Source organism: Hymenobacter sp. B1770, from assembly GCF_049896385.1.
Lineage (GTDB): Bacteria > Bacteroidota > Bacteroidia > Cytophagales > Hymenobacteraceae > Hymenobacter.
The window spans coordinates 288,563-308,855 of sequence record NZ_JAFCUF010000001.1; the positions used below are offsets into that span (position 1 = coordinate 288,563).

Consider the following 20,293-nt stretch of genomic DNA (forward strand, 5'->3'; position numbering starts at 1 on the left):
GTAACGTATCTTTATTTACACTCAGTTTGTAATTAATTTGTTCTTACAAGTTTGTTATATCCGTACACTTTTGGCATCTTTGTATAAGCGTTACGTAATACGTTAATTATGCCACACCAAGGGGAAATCCTGCAAGAAGCCATCAAGAACAGCGGTATTTCCATTACGCGTATCGTAGACGAGCTGGGTATTACACGCCCTACCATTTATCGTAAATTCAAAGAAGAAACGATTGATTACAACTTCGTAAAACGCATCGGCGATATTATTAATCACGACTTTTCTAACGACTTTACAGTTATACAACAGTCTTCTTTGCCATTTGTAACACCTGTTTCTAAATCTGTTGTTACATCTGTCGTTACACCACGTGTAACATCTTCGCAAAGTATAGACTTAGACGCTTCTAAGCAGCTTTTATTACTTCAAGCTAAGTATATAAGCCTTCTAGAGGCCTACAATGAGCTCCTGCTAAAAGTGTATGGTCCGAAGTAACAAAAATGTTCCACGTGAAACATTTTTGTCCGTGGCAACTCCAATGAATCAGGTGTAAAGAGGGTGCCTGTGGTGTAGTTGTCACTGCCTCGGAGTTGCACACGAACTATGTTACCGCTCCTATCCACCAGCGTCAGGGAAGTGAATAAAAATGGTTTGAACAGGCAGGGGAGAGGCGTGGCCTAATTTGGAATGCAGACCTCATTTTTAGAAAGAGCACCTCGATAAAAGAAGCAAGATGGCTTCTCAATGAGGGCACGACGCCATGCAGGACCGACTGGGAGTGACACATGGTTCAAGGCTTAAATCAAGCTTGAACTGAGCAAAGTCGCAATGAAGAATCTAGACTTGGTTTGGTTAGGACACAGGGAAACCACGGTCTAAATCCAGTACGGTTCCCACCAAAATCAAAAGGCTCGGAAGTTCGACTTAAAGGAAGATGACCTCCTTTATTACGGTCTCGCCAACTTCGGCATTAATAAGCTCGGCCACCCGAGTCTTGGCCATAACTAACTCATGCTTGAGTGGGGCAGAGGTGAGGCGGACAAAGAGCCGGCCCTGGTTAACGTATACCTCCTGGGTCTTCAACGCAACCGCCTTGCCCATCACCCGCTCCCAGCTAGAAACCACAGTTACCTCGTTGAGTTTGCCCTGGAGCCGGTAAGTGCGAACCAATGCTTCGAGTCCCTCCTTTAGAGATATGTCACCAGAACGGAAAGGGAAAAAGGGCTTTTTCACAGGGCAGTCAAGGCAAAAGAAAGGGCAGAAATGCCCCTTTTCTGATGCTGCAAAGGTAGGTACAGACGTCGTTAAACTGGCGCTACTGTTCCGTCTTGAACCCGGAAGCGAAGGATGGGAATGGAAACGCGAGCCAAAGCTTGGTCAGTGCGCTCCAGGTTGGTATCGGTTAGAAAAACCTGCCCGAAGGTTTCATTGGCTACCAACTCCAACAGGCGGGCGATGCGTTTGTCGTCCAAACGGTCGAAGATGTCGTCGAGTAGGAGTAGGGGCTTGTGTCGCTGCTTCGATGCCAGCATCTCGAATTGGGCCAGCTTCAATGCAATGGCAAAGGACTTTTGCTGACCCTGGGAAGCATGGCTTTTCACAGGCATTTCATCCATCAGGAACACGAAATCGTCGCGGTGGGAACCAGTGGTGCTGCGCTGCAAAGCAAAGTCGCGGCGCTCGTTGCTCCGAAGTAGTTGAGCGAAGTCGGCCCCTAGTAGTTGGCTTTTATAAGTGAGGGTGACTACTTCCCGGCCATCGGCAAGCTGCTGGTAGTGGCGTTGGAATATGGGCACATACTCTGCCAGGAAAGCTTCGCGAAGAACAGTGAGTAGTTGGCCAATGGGTGCCAATTGCTCATCGAGTGCCAAAAGGTAATCCCGGTCGAAACCGTGGCTAGGGCGTTCGCCTTGCTTGAGCACGGCATTCCGTTGGCGCAATAGGGCGTTGTAAGATATAAGCAACTCCAAGAACTCGTGGTCGAGTTGGGCCATGAGGCTGTCGAAATACTTCCGACGGTCCTCGCTGCCCTGGCGGATTAGGTCAGTATCATAAGGCGAAATGAGCACGGCCGGGTACTTTCCAATATGGTCGGCCATTCGTTCATAGGGCTGCTTGTTATGCGTGAGCGTCTTTTTCTGGCCCTGGCGGAGGCTCACCTGTATAGTTTCGTGGCCAGAGCCCAAATCTGATGAGAAATTACCCTTAACTACAAAGAAATCAGCGCCTTGCTTGATGCAAAGCACGTCAGAAGACGTGATGGCGCTCTTGGTCAGCGACAGGTAGTGGATGGCATCAAGCAAATTGGTTTTTCCACTGCCATTGTCGCCAATGAAGCAGTTAAGACCCGGAGATAAACGAAGCGCCGCGTCGTCGTAGTTCTTAAAAAAAAGAAGCTGGAGGGAGTCAAGGGTCATAAGGTTCGGTATTGCCAGCACTTTTACGTAATTTCGCCCTCCCAACGCGAATTATTCTTTTCCTTAAACTTGCTATGGCAGATACGAAAGTAAAAGCTGCATCTAAAAAATCGCCTGCGGCCAATGGTTCAGCGGCCAAAGCGAAAGGCAACGCCACCACCACTGGCGGCCAGCCCGACCCCGTGATGCCAGGCACCGATGCGCCCACTATGGCCGCCTCGGGTACCGACCTCTCGAAACAACAAGCCGCAGAGTCGAACTTCCCCAAGGAGACGTACCTGCGCTGGTATGAGCAAATGCAGCTCATGCGCAAGTTTGAGGACAAGGCCGGCCAGCTATATGGCCAGCAAAAGATTAAAGGTTTCTGCCACCTCTACATCGGCCAAGAGGCTTGCGTAGCCGGTGCAGTGTCTGCCCTCGAAGTAGGCGACAAGTACATCACCGCTTACCGTGACCACGCCCATCCGCTGGCCTTGGGCACATCGCCCAATGCCATCATGGCCGAGCTGTTTGCCAAAGCCACCGGCTGCTCGAAAGGCAAAGGCGGCTCCATGCACATGTTCGACAAGGAAGTAGGGTTCATGGGCGGCCACGGCATCGTAGGGGCTCAGGTGCCCATGGGTGCCGGCATTGCCTTTGCCGAGAAGTACAACAAGACCGGCAAGCTCTGCATTTGCTACATGGGCGACGGCGCCGTGCGCCAGGGTGCCCTGCACGAGGCCTTCAACATGGCCATGCTGTGGAAGCTGCCCGTCATCTTCGTAATTGAGAACAACGGCTACGCCATGGGTACTTCGGTAGCCCGGACGTCGAACGTTACCGACCTCTACAAGATTGGCCTGAGCTACGACATGCCATCGGAGCCGGTGAACGGGATGCGCGTGGAAGATGTTCACGAGGCAGTGGCACGCGCAGCTGAGCGTGCCCGCAAGGGCGACGGGCCCACGCTGCTCGAGTTCAAGACCTACCGCTACAAGGGCCACTCCATGAGCGACCCCGCCAAGTACCGCACCAAGGAAGAGCTGGAAGACTACCGCATGCGCGACGCTATCGAAGGCGTGCGGCACACCCTACTCACCCAAAACATGGCCACCGAGGCCGACCTCGAAGCAATCGACGAGCGCATCAAAGCGCAGGTGGCCGAATCGGTAGAATTTGCCGAAACGTCTCCCTACCCTACACCCGACGAACTGTACAAGGACGTCTATGTGCAGGCCGACTATCCCTACATCCACGACTAATTTAACCGGCTTCCCCGGCCACCCGGCTTGCTCGCAGGCCCTGTTGTTGAAAATCTCTCCGTAATGTCGAAGATTCCTTACACTGGCAAAAGCCAGCAGGCCCGCCAGGGGCAACCCACTCAGAACGTTTCGGCTGACCCATTGGCGCCTGCCGAAAACCTGTCGTCTGAAAACTTGCCGGCTGAGAACCCGCTGCTGGAAGACCCGGACGCACTGGCAGCGCGGCTGGCTGAGTCGGAGGATTTCGTTCGCAACAACCGCAACCTGCTGCTGGGCATCTTGGCCGCGGTGGTATTGGCGGTAGTGGGGGCTTTTGCTTTCTACACTTGGCGCAACCAGCAGGACGAAAAAGCTCAGGCCACCATGTTCCGCGCCGTGAACCATTGGGAAGCCGACTCGCTGAACAAAGCCATCAAGGGCGATGGCAAAGCACCCGGCCTCGTGACCGTGACACAGGAGTACGGCAACACCAAAGCCGGTAACCTCGCCAATTTCTATACTGGCGTGGCTTCGCTGAAGCAGGGCAAATACAAAGAGGCGCTCGACTACCTCGAGGATTTCAGTTCGGACGACTACCTCGTGCAAAGCCGGGCCTATGCCCTGATGGGCGATGCGCAACTGGAGCTTAACAAACCCAAAGAAGCCGCCGACCTCTACGCCAAGGCAGCCGACCACAACGCCAACGAGTACTTCTCGCCCAGCTACCTGCTAAAGGAAGGTGTGGCCCGCGAAATAGCCAACGACAACGAAGGCGCCATCAAAGCCTACGACCGCATCATTAACGAATTTCCCACGGCCCAGGAAGTAGCGGAAGCCCGCCAGTACAAAGCCAAGCTGGAAGGCGCGAAATAATCAGGACCATTACCTTGTCATCCTGAGCACAGCGAAGGACCTTGTCGCACCCGAACGAAACCCGTTCCACCGTGATAAGGTCCTTCGTTGCGTTCAGGATGACTGCATTTAACCCCACAATGGCAACTTCTCTCCAAAATCTGAGCGAGTACGACGCTTCTACTTTCATTGACATCAGCGAAATGCGTTTCGGCTTGGTGGTGGCCGATTGGAACCGTGAGATAACCGACGTGCTGAGTGCCGGTGCTTACGATACCCTCATCAAGCACGGCGCCAACGCCGATAATATTTACCGCAACACCGTGCCCGGCAGCTTCGAGCTCACGCTGGGTGCCCAGTTCCTGGCGCAGCACGACGAAATGGACGCTGTGATTTGCCTGGGGGTCGTGATTCAGGGCGAAACCAAACACGACGACTACATCTGCCACGCCGTGGCCCAGGGCATCACCCAAGTTGGTTTGAAGTTCAACAAGCCAGTTATTTTTGGCCTCGTCACCACCAATACCCTGGAACAGGCCTGGGACCGCGCCGGTGGCAAGCACGGCAACAAGGGAGTAGAAGCCGCTGTGGCTGCTATCCAAATGTTAGGCTTTTAGCAGCCCAAGGAAAAGCGGCCTAACGTTTGTAACTTCGCACCCGCAAAAACAAGCATGCAACAGCTTTGACTTGTGGTGCGTGGGGCAATAAGCCCTGCCAAACTATTTAGCAACCGGACGTGTTGCCGATTCGTTGCTTGGAGATTTCCTACCATTGCCCACACCTCTTTTTTACCCCTTTCGATGAACGACGACAATATTCGCTATTCCCGGGAAGACTTGAACGAGTTTGACCAGATTATTCAGGACAAACTGACGGCAGCCCGCAAGGAGTTGGCATTCATCAAGGAGACCCTGAACCGCAGCAACGATTCCGGTACCGACACCACCGCTTCGTCGGCCAAGGTACTGGAGGACGGCGCCGACACGGCCGAGAAGGAAAGCATGAACCAGTTGGCCTCTCGTCAGATGAAGTTCATTCAGCAGCTCGAGAATGCCCAGGTTCGCATCAAGAACGGTACCTACGGCGTGTGCATCGGTACCGGCAAGCTGATTCCGAAGGAGCGCCTGCGCGCAGTGCCCCACACCCAGCATTCCATCGAAGCCAAAATGGCCCGCCGCGACTAATCCTCGCGATGGCCTGAGGCCCGAACCTGTGGGCCGGCGCTACGGCGACCGGCTGGCAGGTTCGGGCTTTTGCTTTTAACTTAAGTGAATCATTTTGCCGCCTGAAGGCTTTAGCCGCTCAGTGGGACGAAATGATTCACCCCCACAACCACGTTTTTAATCATACCGTAGCGATACGGCAAGCAACTCAGGACCCCATGGGCAAGAAACATTATTCAGAAGATAAGTCGGACCGTCGCGGCGGCCGCAATGCAGGAGGCCCCGGTGGCTTCGGCAACAAGAGCGAGCGGCCGGCCCCAGGTGGTGCAGCTGGCCGCGGCAACGACCGTGAGCGCGGCGGCGACCGTGGCGGCTACTCCGCATCCCGGCCCGGCAATGGCCGTCCGGCCACGAACGGTGCTTTCGGGCGCCCCGCAACCAACGGCGCCTTTGGCCGTCCCTCAAGCGGAGCCTTTGGCGGTGGCCGTAGCTCCGGCGATGGCGAGAGGCGCCCGTCTGGCGGCAGCCGCGAAAGCGGCAGTGGCTTTGGCGGCAAGCCTTTTGGCGGTGGCAGAGAGTATGGCCAGCGCGAGCAAGGCGGCTTCCGCCCCGGTGCTGACCGGCCCGAGCGTCCTCGCTTAGGCAAGGAGCAGCGCACCGGTACCAGCTACGGCCGCACTGCTGAGCGCCCCGAGCGCAATGAGCGTAGCGAGCGTGGTGGCTTTGGCAGCGACCGGGGCGAGCAGCGCGGCCCGGCTTCGGCCCCGGCGCGTCCTATTCGGGAGTACCAGCCCAAGGAGAACTGGAACGGCCAGCCCTACCGCCGCGAAGGCGAGAAGGCGGTACCCCGCGGCCTACCCGGCGAGCGCAACCGCAAGTTCCAGAAGCAAAACCCCAACGAGCCAGGTGAGACTAGCGCCCCCCGCAACAGCGGCAGCTTTGGGCGCAGCACCCCCCGCGAAACGGAAGATTTCCAGCGCAGCGAGGAGCGTGGCCCGAACCGGCCCATCCGGTCGGCGCGTCCTTTTGAAGCCAACCCGCCCCAGCCCCGCGAGGAGCGTGGTGAGCGTGGCGACTTCGCTGGTGGCAGCGATGCCGACCGGCGGGGCGACGAAGCGGCCTTTGGCCGGAAGTTCACGCCCGGTGCATTTGGCAAACGCGAGAACACCAACTATGCAGCCGGAGCAAGCCGGAGCACGGGCGAGCGCGGCAGCTACGAAAAGCGCAGCAACGAGAAATGGACGCCCGCGCCCGGCAGCTTCGCCGAGCGCCGTGAGGCCCTGAAAGCCCAGGAACGTAGCGTGCGTCGCTCCGGTACTGGCTACGGTGCCAGCGTGGACAAGCCCCGGGCGGCCCGCCCGGTCATTCAGGATAACCGCGCCGACAAGCCCCGCTACGGCGAGCGCCCCGGCGAGGCACCGGACTACAAAAACCTCAAGCACTACGAAAACGACAAAACCCGCGGCAACAAGCGTCGCCGCGAGGAAGACGAGGATTTCGGTACCGACGAGCTGCGCCTGAACCGCTACATCGCCAACGCTGGCATTTGCTCGCGCCGCGAGGCCGATGCACTGATTGCCGCCGGCGAAATCCGGGTGAATGGCGAAGTGGTGACGGAAATGGGCTACAAAGTGCAGCCCTCTGACACCGTGCAATACGGCAAAACCAACCTCAGCCGCGAGAAGTCGGTGTACGTGTTGCTGAACAAGCCCAAGGACTTTATCACCACTACGGAAGACCCCGAAGGCCGCCGCACGGTGATGGACCTGGTGGCCAGCGCCTCAAAGGAGCGGATATTCCCCGTGGGTCGGCTCGACCGGAACACCACGGGCCTGCTGCTCTTCACCAATGATGGCGAAGTAGCCCAGAAGCTCTCGCACCCCTCGCACAAAAACAAGAAAATCTACCAGGTCGAACTGAGCCAACCCCTGGCCGAAGACGACCTGCGCAAGATTGCCGAAGGCCTCGAACTGGAAGACGGGAAAGCCATCGTCGACGACGTGGCCGTAGTGGCCGGCAACCCACACTTCGTAGGCATCGAAATCCACATCGGCCGCAACCGCATTGTGCGCCGCATCTTCGAGCACCTCGGTTATGAGGTGGTGGCGCTGGACCGCGTGCAGTACGCGGGTCTCACCAAGAAAGACCTGCCCCGCGGCAAGTGGCGCTTCCTGAGCGAGCAAGAGGTAATTCGTTTGAAGTACTTCCTGTAAGCAAGGCAAGGGCTACGTTTAGGAGAGCCTGAAAAGAACGTCATGCTGAGCGCAGCCGAAGCATCTCTACCGTAGCAGTGAAACCCAATCAGTTGGATTTGCTGCGCGGCAGAGATGCCTCGGCCACGCTCAGCATGACGTTTATTTTAAACATTGTTTTCAATAATCCTACTTGCGTACCCTCGCGCTAGACATTGGCAATACCGCAGTAAAAGCCGGCTGTTTCGACGGCACGACGCTGTGCGAAATGACGGCTGGTCTCACAGCGTCGCAGGTGCTGGCCGTTGTGCAGCGTTGGCAGCCTCAGCACGTTATCATTGCCTCGGTGGCAGAAGACGCGGCATTGCGGGCCGAAGAACTACGAGGGGTAGTCCCCGGCGAAATCCTGAGCTTTTCTCCGGCTACCACGGCCATTCCGTTGCGCAATGCTTACGCCACGCCCCACACGCTGGGGGCCGACCGGCTGGCAGCAGCAGTGGGTGCGGCCGGCTTGCGGCCGGGCCAGCCCACGCTCATCGTCGATGCGGGTACGGCCTTGAAGATGGACCTGATTACCGCCGATGGCACTTACCACGGCGGCAGCATCGGCCCGGGGCTGAACATGCGGTTTCGGGCGCTGCATACGTTCACGGGGCGGCTGCCGCTTTTGGAACTGCCACGCGGCAATGCAACGATTCCGCTCACGGGCGACTCCACTACGAGTAGCTTGCTGAGCGGAGTGGTAAATGGCGCCGTGGCCGAAATCACGGGCTTCATTGCTCAGTACCAGCAACTATACCCCGGCGTTGGGGTGTTGCTAACGGGGGGCGATGCTGCTTTTCTGGCGGCCCGGCTCCCGGCTCGTATCTTTGTGGTGCCTGAGCTGGTGCTGCTCGGCCTTAATCGGATTTTAGCTTATCATGTTGTCAAATAAAGAGATGGGTTGCCTGCGTTTGGGTGTGGTGTTGGCAGGGGTGTTGGTGGCAGGCGGTGCGCAGGCGCAGGGTCTAGGCAACTCGCCCTACTCGCGCATTGGCTTGGGCGAATTCAACGCAAACACCGGCGGGGTTCGCCAGATGGGCATGGGCGGGGTAGGCTTGGCAGCACCTAATTCGGTCAACATAAACGAGCTGAATCCAGCGCTGCTCTACTACACGGGCCGCACCACCTTCGAGGCCGGCTATAATGGGCAGTACAAAACCGTGAGCAATGCCAACTCGGCCACCCGAAGCGGCAGTGCCAATCTGGGCTATCTCGCCATGTCGGTGCCACTGGGCACCAAGTGGGGCGCCGCTGTGGGCCTAAAGCCGGTTAGTTCCGTGGACTACGAATCGAACGTTATTCAGGATGTAGTGGGGGCCCCGACCACGGACCCGGCTAAGGTATTGAAGCAGTACAGGGGCACCGGCGGCGTATCGGAAGCTTATTTTGGTCAGGGCTTTCGCATTACCAAGGCATTTACGGTGGGAGTCACTGCCTCGTACATATTTGGGGTAATTGACGAAACCACGGGCACCGTAGTGCAAATTGCCAACAGCACGGCCCTGCCCCTGAACTCGGTAAACCAAACGCACACGCGCTACTCAGACTTTGCTTTCCGGGCCGGCGCCCACTACCGGGCCAAGGTGGCCAAGACGCTGAGCATGAACCTAGCAGGCGTTTACAGCTTTGGCCATAGCCTGAACGGGCAGCAGACCGTGACGCAGCAGCAGGAAAATATCGACGGTACCCCCTTCGGCAACCCCAGCACCGTGAGCGACCAGCGCGGCTCCACCTACGTGCCCACGCTTGCCCAGGTAGGGGTAAGTTTCGACAACGACAAAAACTGGAGCTTCAATATTGATGCTTCCCGGCAGGATTGGTCAAAGTTCAACAGCTTTGGCCAAGTAGGCACTCCATTGGTCAACACCATGCGGGTAGGCATGGGGGGCGAACTAACACCCGACCCGGGTTCAGTAGACCATTATTTCCGGCGGGTGACTTACCGTGCGGGCCTGAATGTGGCCCAGATGCCGTATCAGCCAGATGGCAAAACGCTCTACGACCGAGCCATCAGTTGGGGCTTTGGCTTTCCGCTGCCCACGGCCACGCCGCTGGAGTCTACCACGTTCAGCCTGGGCTTCACCTACGGCGTGCGCGGCAACACCGACCTTCTCAATGCCGCCACGGGCACCAGCAACGTGCAGGAAAGCTACATCCGGGGCCAGTTGGGCGTGACGCTTAACAACCGCTGGTTTATCAAGCGCCGCTTGCAGTAGCCATCATTACAAAACCACCAAGCGTAGTGCAAATACTTCGGCAAAGCTGGGCCAGCGGAGCATTGCTGACCGTACTGGGCCTGACGGGCTGCGATAAGAAAGCGACCAACGGCCCCCGGCTGGAGTACACGGGCCCGCTGATGGAAACCACGAATGTGCGGACGCTATACAGCGATTCGGCCAAACTGAAGTTACAACTCACGGCGCCGCTGGAGCAGCGGTTCGAAAACAGCGACGTGCGTTACCCTAAAGGTGTGGAGGTGAAGTTTTATTCGGCCGACAACACGAAGAAGGTGGTCAACACGCTCACCGCCAACTACGGCAAGCTCGACAAGGCAAAGAACCTCTACATCATGCGCGGCGATGTGCGCGTGGTAAACGTGCCGCAGGAGCAGCGGCTCAACACCGAGGAGCTTTTCTTTGACATGAACAAGCAGTTGATTTACACTGATTCGGCCATGTTTGTGAAGGTGACCACGCCCCAGGAATATCTGACGGGCTACGGGCTGCGGGCAAACCAGGATTTTTCGCGCTACAGCATCATCAATCCCAAGGGCGTGTTCGCGGTGCCGCAATCGGCTCCGGCCCCGTAACCAATGCACCTGAGGCGTCAGAAGCCGGCACGGAACGTCGGCGCTTCGCTCCTCGTTTGTCAGGCAGAAAGCACCGGCCTACGCCGGGTTTTAAGAACAAGCTTGCTCACAGGTCAGCCGGCCTGTTTCAGGCCGCTACCAGCTGGTTCGGCCCACTCTAATTATCACTAACTCCCCATTGCCATGATTTTCGATAAAGCTCTTCTGCGCACCGTACTATTGTCGGTGGGCGTGGTGGCGATGGTAATCGGTATCTACCAGACCATTTTTTTCAATGACCTGGCCGCCAACTACTGGATTTTTATGATAGCCATGGCCTGCTGGATGCCACTGCTCTACTGGCGGCAGCAGGAGCGACTGGCCGCAAAAATTGCCGAGGAAGAAGCGAGGCTCGCCAAGCAGGTCCGGGCCAAAACTCCAGCCAAATCTACCCAGAAACGCCGCTAGGGATGGCGCCCGGGCCGCGGTGCCGGTAGGGCCGTAGCCGGGCCAACGGGCAATTGGTAGGATTTACCCAATTTGCTCAAGCACTTAAAATCAGGTAAAACTTTGATTGCCGGTCAAATTCTGGTTATTTTGCGCCTCTTTTGACCCTACTTAAAAGGGTTGCTCGTTGTCGGTTGTTTGTTTGCAGCGGTCAGAAAGTTCTGACGTACTGCAGCCGACACCCAACAACTGACAACCAACAACTAGCAACTGACAACCAAAAATGGCTTTAATTAACACAATTCGAGAAAAATCAGGCATAGCAGTCGGCCTCGTGGCAGTCGGCATGGTGCTCTTCATTGTGGGCGGCGACCTGGTAGGCGGCAACAACCGGCTGTTTAACCGTAACGACCAAACCGTAGGGGAAGTAGCTGGCCAGAAGGTTGAGTTGGCAGAATACAACAACGCCCTCGAACAAGCCAAGCAAGCCTTCATTGCCCAGCAGCAGCGCCAGCCCGACGACCAAGCCTTGGGCTACCTGCGCGACCAGGCCTGGAACCAGACCATTTACCGCATGGCCTTCAAGCCTGAGTGGGACAAGCTGGGCCTGACCGTATCGGACGATGAGCTGGTGGACATGGTGCAGGGCGAGAACATCAACGCCGGCATTAAGCAAGCCTTCACCGACCAGCAAACCGGCCAGTTCGACAAGGCCCGCCTGGTGGAGTACCTGAAGAATCTCGACAAGCTGCCTCCCGAAAACCAGGCTGCCTGGTACAACTTCGAAGCCAACCTGCCCGCCGAGCGCCTCGCCAACAAGTACACTGCCCTGTTGAAAAACTCGGTGTACGTGACCTCGGCCGAAGCCAAGCGCTTCAACCAGCTGCAGAACACCAAGGCCACGGTGAAGTACCTGTTCGTACCTTACGGCAGCATTTCCGACTCGGCCGTGAAAGTGACCGACGCGCAACTGCAGGCCTACCTTGACAAGAACAAGAGCAAATACAAGGTTGAAGAAGGGCGCTCGGTTGAGTACATCACCATTCCGGTGGTGGCGCTGCAGGAAGACAGCACATCCGTGAAAAACTCGATGGGCGAACTGGCCACGCAGTTTGCTTCGGCTCCGGTCGACTCGTTGTTCGTGTCGGCTAATTCGGACCAGCCTTACAACAACGCGTTCCGCAGCCCTGCCGACCTGCCCGAGGAGCTGCGCAAGCAGCTGCCCCTGACCCAAGGCAAGGTGTATGGCCCCTATGCCGAAAACGGCACTTACTCGCTCTATAAGGTAACGGGCACCAAGGCCGGCACACAGTCGGCGGCCCGCGCCAGCCACATCCTCATCAAGGCCGACGGTACTACGCCCGAAGCCAAAGCCGCTGCCAAAGCCAAAGCCCAGGACATCCTGAACAAAATCAAAGCCGGGGCTGATTTCGGAGCCATGGCCCGTCAGTTCGGTACGGATGGCACCAAGGACCAGGGCGGCGACCTTGGCTGGTTTGGCCAAGGCCGCATGGTGCCCGAGTTTGAGAAAGCTATTTTCGGGGCCACTGCCCCCGGTCTGCTGCCCAACGTAGTGGAAACTTCGTTCGGCTACCACGTTATCAAGGTAACGGCAGCTCCTACCAAGCAAACCTATCAGGTGGCCGAAGTGGTAAAGAGCATTGCCCCCAGTGATGCCACCCGCGAGGCGGCCTACGCTAAGGCCCAGCAACTGAAAGGCGAAGCCACCGACTTGGAAAGCTTCCGCAAGCTGGTGACCAAAGACAAGACCCTGGTGAAACAGGAGGCCAAGAACCTGGACCGCGGGGCTCGTAGCGTAAACAACTTGCAGAACGCGCGTGAGCTGGTGCGTTGGGCCTTTGGCTTCAACCAAACTGGTGGCGAAACCAAAGTGGGCGACATCTCCGAGGTTTATGAGATTGGCGACCAGTACGTCATTGCTGCCCTTACCGAGCAGCGCGCCCAGGGCACGGCCTCGATTGCCGCGCTCAAGCCCGAGCTTACCGCCATGGTGCGCAACGAGGAGAAAGCCAAGCAAATCATGGCCAAAATTGGCACCGGTGGCAGCTTGGAAGAAATGGCAGCCAAGTACGGCCCCGCCGCGCAGGTAGGCACTGCCTCCGACGTGGTACTCGGCCAGGGTAACCTTGCGAACGTGGGCTTCGAGCCAGTGGCCGTGGGCAAAGCCTTTGCGCTGAAACCCGGCCAGAAGTCGGCTCCTATTAAAGGTGAACAAGGCGTGCTGGTGATTGAGCCGGTGAGCGTGGCGGCGCCCCAGACGCCCGCTGCCGACCTGAAAGCCGTGCAGCAGCAGCTCGCGCAACAGCGCGCCCAGCAGCAGGACGGTAAGATTTACGAGGCCATCAAGGCCCACTCTAATGTGAAAGACAACCGCACGAAGTTTTTCTAGGGCATTAATCCCCTAGTTTGAAAAGGGCCGTACCTTCGGGAGCGGCCCTTTTTCGTTTTTACGTGTTGTTGGCAATGTTTGCAAAACAAGTGTCCTGCGTCGCCGAATTTAGAGGATGAACGAACCTGCTAAACCCCAACGTTAAGCTTGGAAGTAAATGGGTGGTATTATAGAAAGCAAGAGCGCACAATGGGCCTTAAGGCTATTCTGATGAGTCAGGAGTCCGGCAGCGTCACTGTATTTCTGCTGAACTACTTGGTCTGGATACTCATTACTCAATACTGACTACTCAATACGATTTATGCGTTCGTACTCCCTGCTAGTAGCCGCCTCTCTGCTCCTTGCCCTTCCGGCGCAGGCCCAGCAGCCTCAAAAGGGCTGGGCACCGGTGAGCGGTGTGGCCTTGGCCACCGACTATGCCCGTCGCGGCGAGCATGAAAAAGTGGTGTTTCTATTTGAAAAGCTGCCCGCTGCCGAACAAACCAGCCTGGCAGTGTTTTCGGTGTACCTGGCGTCGCTGCAAGCACTGAAGCGACACAAAGACGCTGAGAAGCTGGCCAAAAGAGCCGTTAAGCTACACCCAGAGGACGCTACTATGGCCGTGACCCTCGGCAGCGTGTATCAGGCTGCAGGCGATGCTTCGGCTGCCGAGAAGCAGTGGCAGAAGGTGCTGAGCCAGCTCACGCTGCCACAAGTGCTGCCGGTGGCCGCAGAGTTCAGCCGCCGCGAACTACCCGAGTGGGCCGAGCGCACCTACCTGCGCGGCCGGGCCCTGGCCAAAAATGACACCGAGTACGCCCCGCAGCTCATTCAGCTTTATACCCAAAGCCAGAACCAGGCCCAGGTGTTGGCCGAAACCCTGCGCTTGGTGGCCCAGGATGAGCAGCAGCTGCCCTTTGTGCGCAACATGCTGCAAAACGCCCTGCGCGAAGAAAAGGACTTTGAAGTACTGGAAAAGCTGTTGCTCACTGCCACGCAGCAGCACCCCGACCAATCTGCCTACAGCGAACTGCTGCTGTGGCTGCAAATGCAACGCAAGGACTTCGGCGGGGCCTTGGTGCAGGCGCGGGCCCTTGACCGCCGCAGCCGCGGCGAAGGCGTGCGGGTGATGGAGCTGGCTTCCATTGCTCAGCAAAACAAAGATTACGAAAGTGCCATCGACGGCTTCGCCTACGTGGTCAAGGAGTACCGCAATGGCCCTTACGGCAACGCTGCTCGCCAGCGCCTACTGCAGGCGCGGGAGGCCCAGGTACGCGAAACATTCCCCGTCGACGTAGCCAAAGTGCGCGCCCTTGTGGCCGAATACGAGCAGCTGCTAACTGAGCTGGGCCGCACGCCGGACACGGCGCCTGTACTGCGTAACCTGGCCAACCTGCACGCCTTCCAGCTCAACGACCGCGCCAAGGCGATGGCCTTGCTGCAAGATGTCATCGACATGCCCCGCGCCAGCAAAGAGATGATAGACGAAGCCAAGGTGACCCTCGGCGACCTGTACTTGCTGAAAGCCGAGCCCTGGGAAGCCACCCTGCTGTACTCGCAGGTGGAGAAGTCACACAAAGACTCGCCGCTGGGCTACGAAGCCAAGCTGCGCAACGCCCGCCTGAGCTACTACGCCGGCGACTTCAAGCTCGCGCAAAGCCACCTCGACATCCTGAAGGAAGCCACCACCCGCGAAATTGCCAACGACGCCATGCAGCTCTCGCTGCTTATTCAGGACAACACCGTGGAGGACACCCTGGGCTTGGGCCTGCGCGCCTACGCGGCCGTGGAGCAGCTGGTGTTCCAGAACAAGATTAAAGAGGCCATTGCGGGCTTAGATAAGCTGCTGGAGAAATTTCCCGGCCACTCCCTTTCCGACGATACCTACTACCTGAAGGCGCAGCTACAGCGGCGTGCTGGCGATTTTCCCGCCGCCATTGCCACGCTGGAACGCATAACAAATAATCCCAAATACGACGTACTGAGCGACGATGCGCTGTTTCTACTAGCCCGCATCCAAGAGGAAGACTTGAAGGACAAAGCCAAGGCGCAGGAGCTATACAACCAGGTGATAGTGAAATACCCGGGTAGTATTTACGTGGCCGAGGCGCGCAAGCGGTTCCGCAAGCTGCGGGGCGATGGAGTGTAGCCCAGCCGGTTAGACTTATTGGGAAGAACGAGAGGCAGCGCAGCGCAGCATCTCGCATATGATAGTAATCAGTGCATACAATGCAGCAAGCAAGATGCCTCGCTGCGCTCCGCATGACCGCCTTTTTTGCTCACAGTCCACGCCCTCAGCACAGCGAGCTTACCCAAATAACAAGAACATCAGCGCCAGCGCCAGGATAAATACCACGTACATCAATCCATCGGAAAGGATGTACTGGCGGTATTTGCGATAGAATTCTCGTAGCTGATGCATAGGGCACGGCAGGAGGGAGGCCGGACTTCAAAGGTAAGCCCGTCGGCCCGGGGAGGGGTTTGGTCGTACTTTTGGGGCCATTTCTACTACGTATCTGATGTCAATATCCGCTGGTAAGCGCTGGAATTTTATCCCTGAATCGGACCCACAGCGGGCCCACCGCCTGACCGAGGCTCTGTTCATTGCTCCTGAAATAGCCGCCCTGCTGGTGCAGCGCGGCATCGACACGCCTGAAGCCGCCGCCGGCTTCTTCCACCCCGACCTGCGCCAACTGCCCAATCCGCTGCTGATGCGCAGCATGGACCGCGCCGTAGCCCGCCTAGCCCAGGCCCTCCACGAAGGTGAAAAGGTGATGGTGCTCGGAGATTACGACGTAGACGGTATTACCTCGGTGGCTACGGTGATGAGCTACCTCACGCCTCTGTTCGGCGAAGAGCGGCTGCGCGATTACATTCCGGACCGCTACACCGAAGGCTATGGCATCTCGGAAAAGGCCATCGACTTTGCGGCGGAGAACAGCTTCAGTCTTATTGTGGCGCTCGACTGCGGCATCAAAGCCGTGGACCAAGTGGCTTATGCCGCAAGCAAAGGCGTAGACTTTATTATCTGCGACCACCACTTGCCCGGCGACGAACTGCCGGCCGCCGTGGCCGTGCTCGACCCCAAGCGGGCCGATTGCGAGTATCCTTACAAAGACCTGTCGGGCTGCGGCGTGGGCTTCAAGCTGATGCAGGCCCTGGGCGAGCACCTGGGCCTGCCCGAAGCGCCGCTGCATGACCTGCTGGACCTTGCCACCGTGAGCATTGCCGCCGACATTGTGCCCATCACGGGCGAAAACCGCATTCTGGCAGCCCACGGCCTGCGGCGTTTCAACGAAGATGCCCACTTGCTGCGCCCCGGCTTGGCTGCCCTGCGCGAGCTAGCTACCCTGCGCGAAGGTCCCCTGGGCATCAGCAGCCTGATATTTGGCTTTGCGCCGCGCATTAACGCGGCGGGCCGCATGGGCGATGCCCGCCGCGCTGTGGCCATGCTGCTTGCTCCCGACCAGCAGGAGGCCCGCTACACCGCCGAAGTAGTCGACCAGATGAACCAGCAGCGCCGCGGCTCCGACCAGCACACCACCCAGGAGGCGCTGGATATGATTGCCAACAGCCCCACGCTGCAAAACGCTCGCGCCACCGTGCTCTACAAGGCCGACTGGCACCAGGGCGTGCTCGGTATTGTGGCCTCGCGCTGCCTCGACCAGTACTACCGGCCCACCGTCATTCTGACCCAGCGCGACGGCAAGGCCACCGGTTCGGCCCGCTCCGTGGCGGGGTTCGATGTGCACGAGGCCCTGGAAGCCTGCGCCCCGCTACTCGACCAGTTTGGGGGGCACCGTGCCGCTGCCGGCCTCACCCTGAAAGTGGAAAATGTGCCGGCTTTTCAGCGCCGGTTTGAGGAGGTAGTAGCTGATACCCTCACCACCGAGCACCTGGTGCGGCCCGTGGAAGTGGCCGCCTTGCTGCCGCTAAGCCGCATCAACGAAGATTTTTTTGCTGAGCTGCGCCGCATGGAGCCGTTCGGGCCTGGCAACCCCAACCCGGTGTTTGCCTCGCAGCGCTTGGTGGCCGTGCCGAATAGCGCCCGTGTGGTAGGGCAGGGACACCTCAAGCTGCGCATGGCTTCGGCCGATGCCCAGGGCCCCGCCGTGGATGCCATTGGCTTCGGGCTAGCCGACTACCTGCCCGAAATTGAGCAAGGCAAACCCTTCAGCGCCTGCTACACCGTGGAATTGAATGAGTACCGCGGGCAGCGAAGCGTACAGCTGCGCCTGCTGGACGTGCGCTGGGAGTAGCCGACACGTCTTTCCCGTGCCAGCTTGGCCAAAGCGGTTGGAGGTCGCTATTCAGTAGCTGGCTTGGATTTAGTATAGTAGCTGTACCGCCGACGGCCAAATGGCGGCAGCGAGGCATATTGCAAAAAGCGCCTTTGGCATACACCCATTCCGCCGTAGGAGTTTTGAGCGTGCCGGTATATTCTGAGAGCTTTAGCGAGGTCAATTGTTGGCCTACGTGCCGCTCCGATAGCACCTTGCGGCCCTTCTCGTCGTAGTAGCGAACCTTTTGAAGCGTTGTGCTGATGAGGTGCTTCTCTTTCTATAGTTTTATTAAACTGTCATTATAACCCGTGTGCGTTCGAGTCTGGCGGCGTAGCCCACCGAAAGTGCCGTGAGTGGCCTTGAAGTATCCCATTCGGGCCTCGGAGCGAGTGTGAATATTGGCCACTAACCGCATCAGCGAATCGTAGGCGGCCGTGTAGCGGGCCGCCTAGCCAACTGCTGCCCGGGCATAGTCATCAGTAAAAGAGCTGGCTGGCGGCGCGCCGGCGGTAGGGGTTGATTGGGCCTAAGCCCCTGAGCTGACGCCCAGCGCCAAGGTCCACAGCTGCGGCTTGGAAAGACAAGAAAACTTCATTAGAAAAATCGAGTGGTAGAAGAGAGAGCGTAAGGTATACTGCAGTATTATCGCTGCCCTCTCTGACTTACCTGCCACACCCACCACATAAGTGGCAGCTGCAGCGGCAGCCTCCCCCACGCTACCCACCCCGGAATGCCCAACTGATGGTGAATGAGGGCCATGTACACGTTGGCCGGAAACACGGCCACCAGCAGCGTCAGCAACCCCCAGCCCGCCAGGCGCCGGGTGGGGCGGAGCAGCAGCCCCAGTCCGCCCAGTATTTCAAATACACCGCTCAGGTACACCAGCAGCCGGGGCTGCGGTAGCTGCGGAGGCATAATGGTGAGGTAGGTAGCCGGGTGCACAAAATGCAGAATGCCGGCTACCACAAAAACCAAGGCCAGCACATAGTGGCTGAGCGAACGAAATCCCGGGAAAATCATAGAGCAGGCAAAGGTGGCACGGCGGGCGCGATGCCGCACGCTGCACTGCCCGCAGCCCGGCGAACCGGGTCATAATAAATCTACGCCTTCGGGTAAGATTTTTGGCCGTCAGGTTGTTGTGCATCGTATCGGCTAGGCCTACCGGGCACCTTGCCCGCCCCGCGCGCCGGGCGTACTTTTGTTTCATTATTCAACTTTCCCACCCCGTTCATGCAAACCATCACTTCCTCTAATATTTACGCCCTGACCGAAGAGCAACTGGCCGTGCGCGACGCTGCCCGTGACTTTGCTCAGAGCGAGCTGTGGGCCGGCGTTATCGAGCGCGACGAGCACCAGAAGTTCCCCACCGAGCAAGTCAAGAAGATGGGCGAGCTGGGCTTTATGGGCATGATGGTGAGCCCCGAGTACGGCGGCAGCGGCCTCGACACCGTGAGCTACGTGCTGGCCATGGAAGAAATCAGCAAGGTGGACGCCTCCTGCTCGGTTATTATGTCAGTGAACAACTCACTGGTGTGCTGGGGCCTGGAGAAGTACGGCACCGAGGAGCAGAAGCAGAAGTACTTGCCCCGCCTGTGCTCGGGCGAAATCATTGGCGCCTTCGCTCTCAGCGAGCCCGAAGCCGGCTCCGACGCCACCAGCCAGCGCACCACCGCCGAAGACAAAGGCGACTACTACCTGCTGAACGGCACCAAGAACTGGATTACCAACGGCACCACGGCCTCGGTTTACCTCGTAATTGCCCAAACCAACCCCGAGTTGAAGTCGCGCGGTATCAACGTGCTGATTGTCGACAAGGACATGCCCGGCTTCATCCAGGGCCCCAAAGAGAACAAACTCGGCATCCGCGGCTCTGATACTTGCTCGCTGATGTTCACCGACGTGAAGGTGCCCAAGGAAAACCGCATTGGTGACGATGGCTTCGGCTTCAAGTTCGCCATGCAGGTGCTGGCCGGCGGCCGTATCGGCATTGCCGCGCAGGCCCTGGGCATTGCCTCTGGCTCGCTGGAGCTCAGCCTGAAGTACGCCAAAGAGCGCAAGGCCTTTGGAGTGGAGATTGCCAAGCATCAAGCCATTCAGTTCAAGCTGGCCGATATGGCGACCAATATCGACGCGGCTCGCCTACTTTGCCTGCAGGCTGCCGCCGACAAAGACAACCACGCCGACTATGCCAAATCCGGCGCTATGGCCAAGCTGTTTGCTTCCAAGGTGGCCATGGACTCGGCCGTAGAAGCGGTGCAGATTCATGGTGGCTACGGCTTTGTGAAAGAGTACCACGTAGAGCGCTTCATGCGTGATGCCAAGATTACCCAGATTTACGAAGGGACCTCAGAAATCCAGAAAATTGTGATTTCGCGGGAATTGCTCAAGTAAGTAGCGAATAGCCTAAAATTCAGATTCATTGCACTAAACCCAGCCACTATTTGGCTGGGTTTTTAGTTTTTGTGAATTTCAAGGTGTTATATTGCACTGCGGTAGCCTC

Annotated in this window: 17 protein-coding genes; 14 read left to right on the plus strand and 3 right to left on the minus strand. The window is 58.0% G+C overall.

The window, feature by feature from the left end:
* The first annotated feature begins 108 nt into the window (after window positions 1-108).
* Window positions 109-495, plus strand: a complete 387-nt coding sequence (locus ACP7AJ_RS01085; protein ID WP_426058340.1) for a helix-turn-helix domain-containing protein — start codon at window positions 109-111, stop codon at window positions 493-495.
* A gap of 429 nt (window positions 496-924) precedes the next feature.
* Here the strand turns inward: ACP7AJ_RS01085 and ACP7AJ_RS01090 are convergent, their stop codons facing one another.
* Together ACP7AJ_RS01090 and recF are read right to left on the minus strand one after the other, a co-directional pair.
* A complete protein-coding gene (locus ACP7AJ_RS01090; protein ID WP_426058341.1) occupies window positions 925-1,233 on the minus strand; it encodes a DUF721 domain-containing protein in 309 nt (102 codons plus the stop codon).
* A gap of 71 nt (window positions 1,234-1,304) precedes the next feature.
* Window positions 1,305-2,417 (minus strand): DNA replication/repair protein RecF, encoded by a 1,113-nt coding sequence (gene recF, locus ACP7AJ_RS01095; protein WP_426058342.1) that lies wholly within the window; start codon window positions 2,415-2,417, stop codon window positions 1,305-1,307.
* A gap of 209 nt (window positions 2,418-2,626) precedes the next feature.
* On the opposite strand from recF, the gene pdhA reads away from it, so the two are divergent.
* The 12 genes from pdhA (at window position 2,627) to recJ (ending at window position 17,769) form a co-directional block, all read left to right on the plus strand.
* Entirely contained in the window at window positions 2,627-3,658 is a 1,032-nt protein-coding gene (pdhA, locus tag ACP7AJ_RS01100) for a pyruvate dehydrogenase (acetyl-transferring) E1 component subunit alpha (RefSeq protein WP_426058892.1), read from the plus strand.
* Window positions 3,659-3,721: 63 nt separating this feature from the next.
* Window positions 3,722-4,510 (plus strand): tetratricopeptide repeat protein, encoded by a 789-nt coding sequence (locus tag ACP7AJ_RS01105; protein ID WP_426058343.1) that lies wholly within the window; start codon window positions 3,722-3,724, stop codon window positions 4,508-4,510.
* Between the two features lie 119 nt (window positions 4,511-4,629).
* On the plus strand, window positions 4,630-5,106 hold the full coding sequence (gene ribH, locus ACP7AJ_RS01110) for a 6,7-dimethyl-8-ribityllumazine synthase (RefSeq protein ID WP_426058344.1): 477 nt from the start codon (window positions 4,630-4,632) through the stop codon (window positions 5,104-5,106).
* Between the two features lie 183 nt (window positions 5,107-5,289).
* Window positions 5,290-5,673, plus strand: a complete 384-nt coding sequence (locus ACP7AJ_RS01115) for a TraR/DksA family transcriptional regulator (RefSeq protein WP_092671198.1) — start codon at window positions 5,290-5,292, stop codon at window positions 5,671-5,673.
* A 197-nt stretch (window positions 5,674-5,870) separates the two neighbouring features.
* On the plus strand, window positions 5,871-7,865 hold the full coding sequence (locus ACP7AJ_RS01120) for a pseudouridine synthase (protein ID WP_426058345.1): 1,995 nt from the start codon (window positions 5,871-5,873) through the stop codon (window positions 7,863-7,865).
* A gap of 172 nt (window positions 7,866-8,037) precedes the next feature.
* Window positions 8,038-8,778 carry a type III pantothenate kinase gene (locus ACP7AJ_RS01125; protein WP_426058346.1) on the plus strand — a complete coding sequence of 247 codons (741 nt, stop codon included), beginning with the start codon at window positions 8,038-8,040 and terminating at the stop codon, window positions 8,776-8,778.
* The gene (locus ACP7AJ_RS01130; protein WP_426058347.1) at window positions 8,765-10,102 is read left to right on the plus strand and encodes a hypothetical protein; all 1,338 of its coding nucleotides are present in this window, start codon (window positions 8,765-8,767) and stop codon (window positions 10,100-10,102) included. Before ACP7AJ_RS01125 ends, ACP7AJ_RS01130 begins: the two co-directional genes overlap by 14 nt.
* A gap of 26 nt (window positions 10,103-10,128) precedes the next feature.
* A complete protein-coding gene (gene lptC, locus ACP7AJ_RS01135) occupies window positions 10,129-10,695 on the plus strand; it encodes an LPS export ABC transporter periplasmic protein LptC (RefSeq protein ID WP_426058348.1) in 567 nt (188 codons plus the stop codon).
* Window positions 10,696-10,878: 183 nt separating this feature from the next.
* Window positions 10,879-11,142 (plus strand): hypothetical protein, encoded by a 264-nt coding sequence (locus ACP7AJ_RS01140; RefSeq protein ID WP_426058349.1) that lies wholly within the window; start codon window positions 10,879-10,881, stop codon window positions 11,140-11,142.
* Between the two features lie 262 nt (window positions 11,143-11,404).
* Complete coding sequence (locus ACP7AJ_RS01145; RefSeq protein ID WP_426058350.1) at window positions 11,405-13,531, plus strand: peptidylprolyl isomerase; 2,127 nt, start codon at window positions 11,405-11,407, stop codon at window positions 13,529-13,531.
* Window positions 13,532-13,832: 301 nt separating this feature from the next.
* Window positions 13,833-15,659, plus strand: coding sequence for a tetratricopeptide repeat protein (locus tag ACP7AJ_RS01150; RefSeq protein WP_426058351.1), 1,827 nt, complete (start codon window positions 13,833-13,835; stop codon window positions 15,657-15,659).
* 370 nt (window positions 15,660-16,029) lie between these two features.
* Window positions 16,030-17,769, plus strand: coding sequence for a single-stranded-DNA-specific exonuclease RecJ (recJ, locus tag ACP7AJ_RS01155; RefSeq protein ID WP_426058352.1), 1,740 nt, complete (start codon window positions 16,030-16,032; stop codon window positions 17,767-17,769).
* Between the two features lie 666 nt (window positions 17,770-18,435).
* Here recJ and ACP7AJ_RS01160 read toward each other — a convergent pair.
* A complete protein-coding gene (locus tag ACP7AJ_RS01160; RefSeq protein WP_426058353.1) occupies window positions 18,436-18,813 on the minus strand; it encodes a DoxX family protein in 378 nt (125 codons plus the stop codon).
* 210 nt (window positions 18,814-19,023) lie between these two features.
* Between ACP7AJ_RS01160 and ACP7AJ_RS01165 the strand changes: the two genes are divergently transcribed.
* On the plus strand, window positions 19,024-20,184 hold the full coding sequence (locus ACP7AJ_RS01165) for an acyl-CoA dehydrogenase (RefSeq protein WP_426058354.1): 1,161 nt from the start codon (window positions 19,024-19,026) through the stop codon (window positions 20,182-20,184).
* The last annotated feature ends 109 nt before the right edge of the window (window positions 20,185-20,293 follow it).

Bases quoted from the DNA above. Each gene is read 5' to 3' on its own strand.
- ACP7AJ_RS01165 (WP_426058354.1), top strand. From the start codon at position 19,024: ATGCAAACCATCACTTCCTCTAATATTTACGCCCTGACCGAAGAGCAA.
- pdhA (WP_426058892.1), top strand. From the start codon at position 2,627: ATGGCCGCCTCGGGTACCGACCTCTCGAAACAACAAGCCGCAGAGTCG.
- ACP7AJ_RS01140 (WP_426058349.1), top strand. From the start codon at position 10,879: ATGATTTTCGATAAAGCTCTTCTGCGCACCGTACTATTGTCGGTGGGC.
- recJ (WP_426058352.1), top strand. From the start codon at position 16,030: ATGTCAATATCCGCTGGTAAGCGCTGGAATTTTATCCCTGAATCGGAC.
- ACP7AJ_RS01130 (WP_426058347.1), top strand. From the start codon at position 8,765: ATGTTGTCAAATAAAGAGATGGGTTGCCTGCGTTTGGGTGTGGTGTTG.
- ACP7AJ_RS01115 (WP_092671198.1), top strand. From the start codon at position 5,290: ATGAACGACGACAATATTCGCTATTCCCGGGAAGACTTGAACGAGTTT.
- ACP7AJ_RS01150 (WP_426058351.1), top strand. From the start codon at position 13,833: ATGCGTTCGTACTCCCTGCTAGTAGCCGCCTCTCTGCTCCTTGCCCTT.
- ACP7AJ_RS01160 (WP_426058353.1), bottom strand. From the start codon at position 18,813: ATGATTTTCCCGGGATTTCGTTCGCTCAGCCACTATGTGCTGGCCTTG.
- ribH (WP_426058344.1), top strand. From the start codon at position 4,630: ATGGCAACTTCTCTCCAAAATCTGAGCGAGTACGACGCTTCTACTTTC.
- ACP7AJ_RS01120 (WP_426058345.1), top strand. From the start codon at position 5,871: ATGGGCAAGAAACATTATTCAGAAGATAAGTCGGACCGTCGCGGCGGC.
- ACP7AJ_RS01145 (WP_426058350.1), top strand. From the start codon at position 11,405: ATGGCTTTAATTAACACAATTCGAGAAAAATCAGGCATAGCAGTCGGC.
- recF (WP_426058342.1), bottom strand. From the start codon at position 2,417: ATGACCCTTGACTCCCTCCAGCTTCTTTTTTTTAAGAACTACGACGAC.
- ACP7AJ_RS01105 (WP_426058343.1), top strand. From the start codon at position 3,722: ATGTCGAAGATTCCTTACACTGGCAAAAGCCAGCAGGCCCGCCAGGGG.
- ACP7AJ_RS01085 (WP_426058340.1), top strand. From the start codon at position 109: ATGCCACACCAAGGGGAAATCCTGCAAGAAGCCATCAAGAACAGCGGT.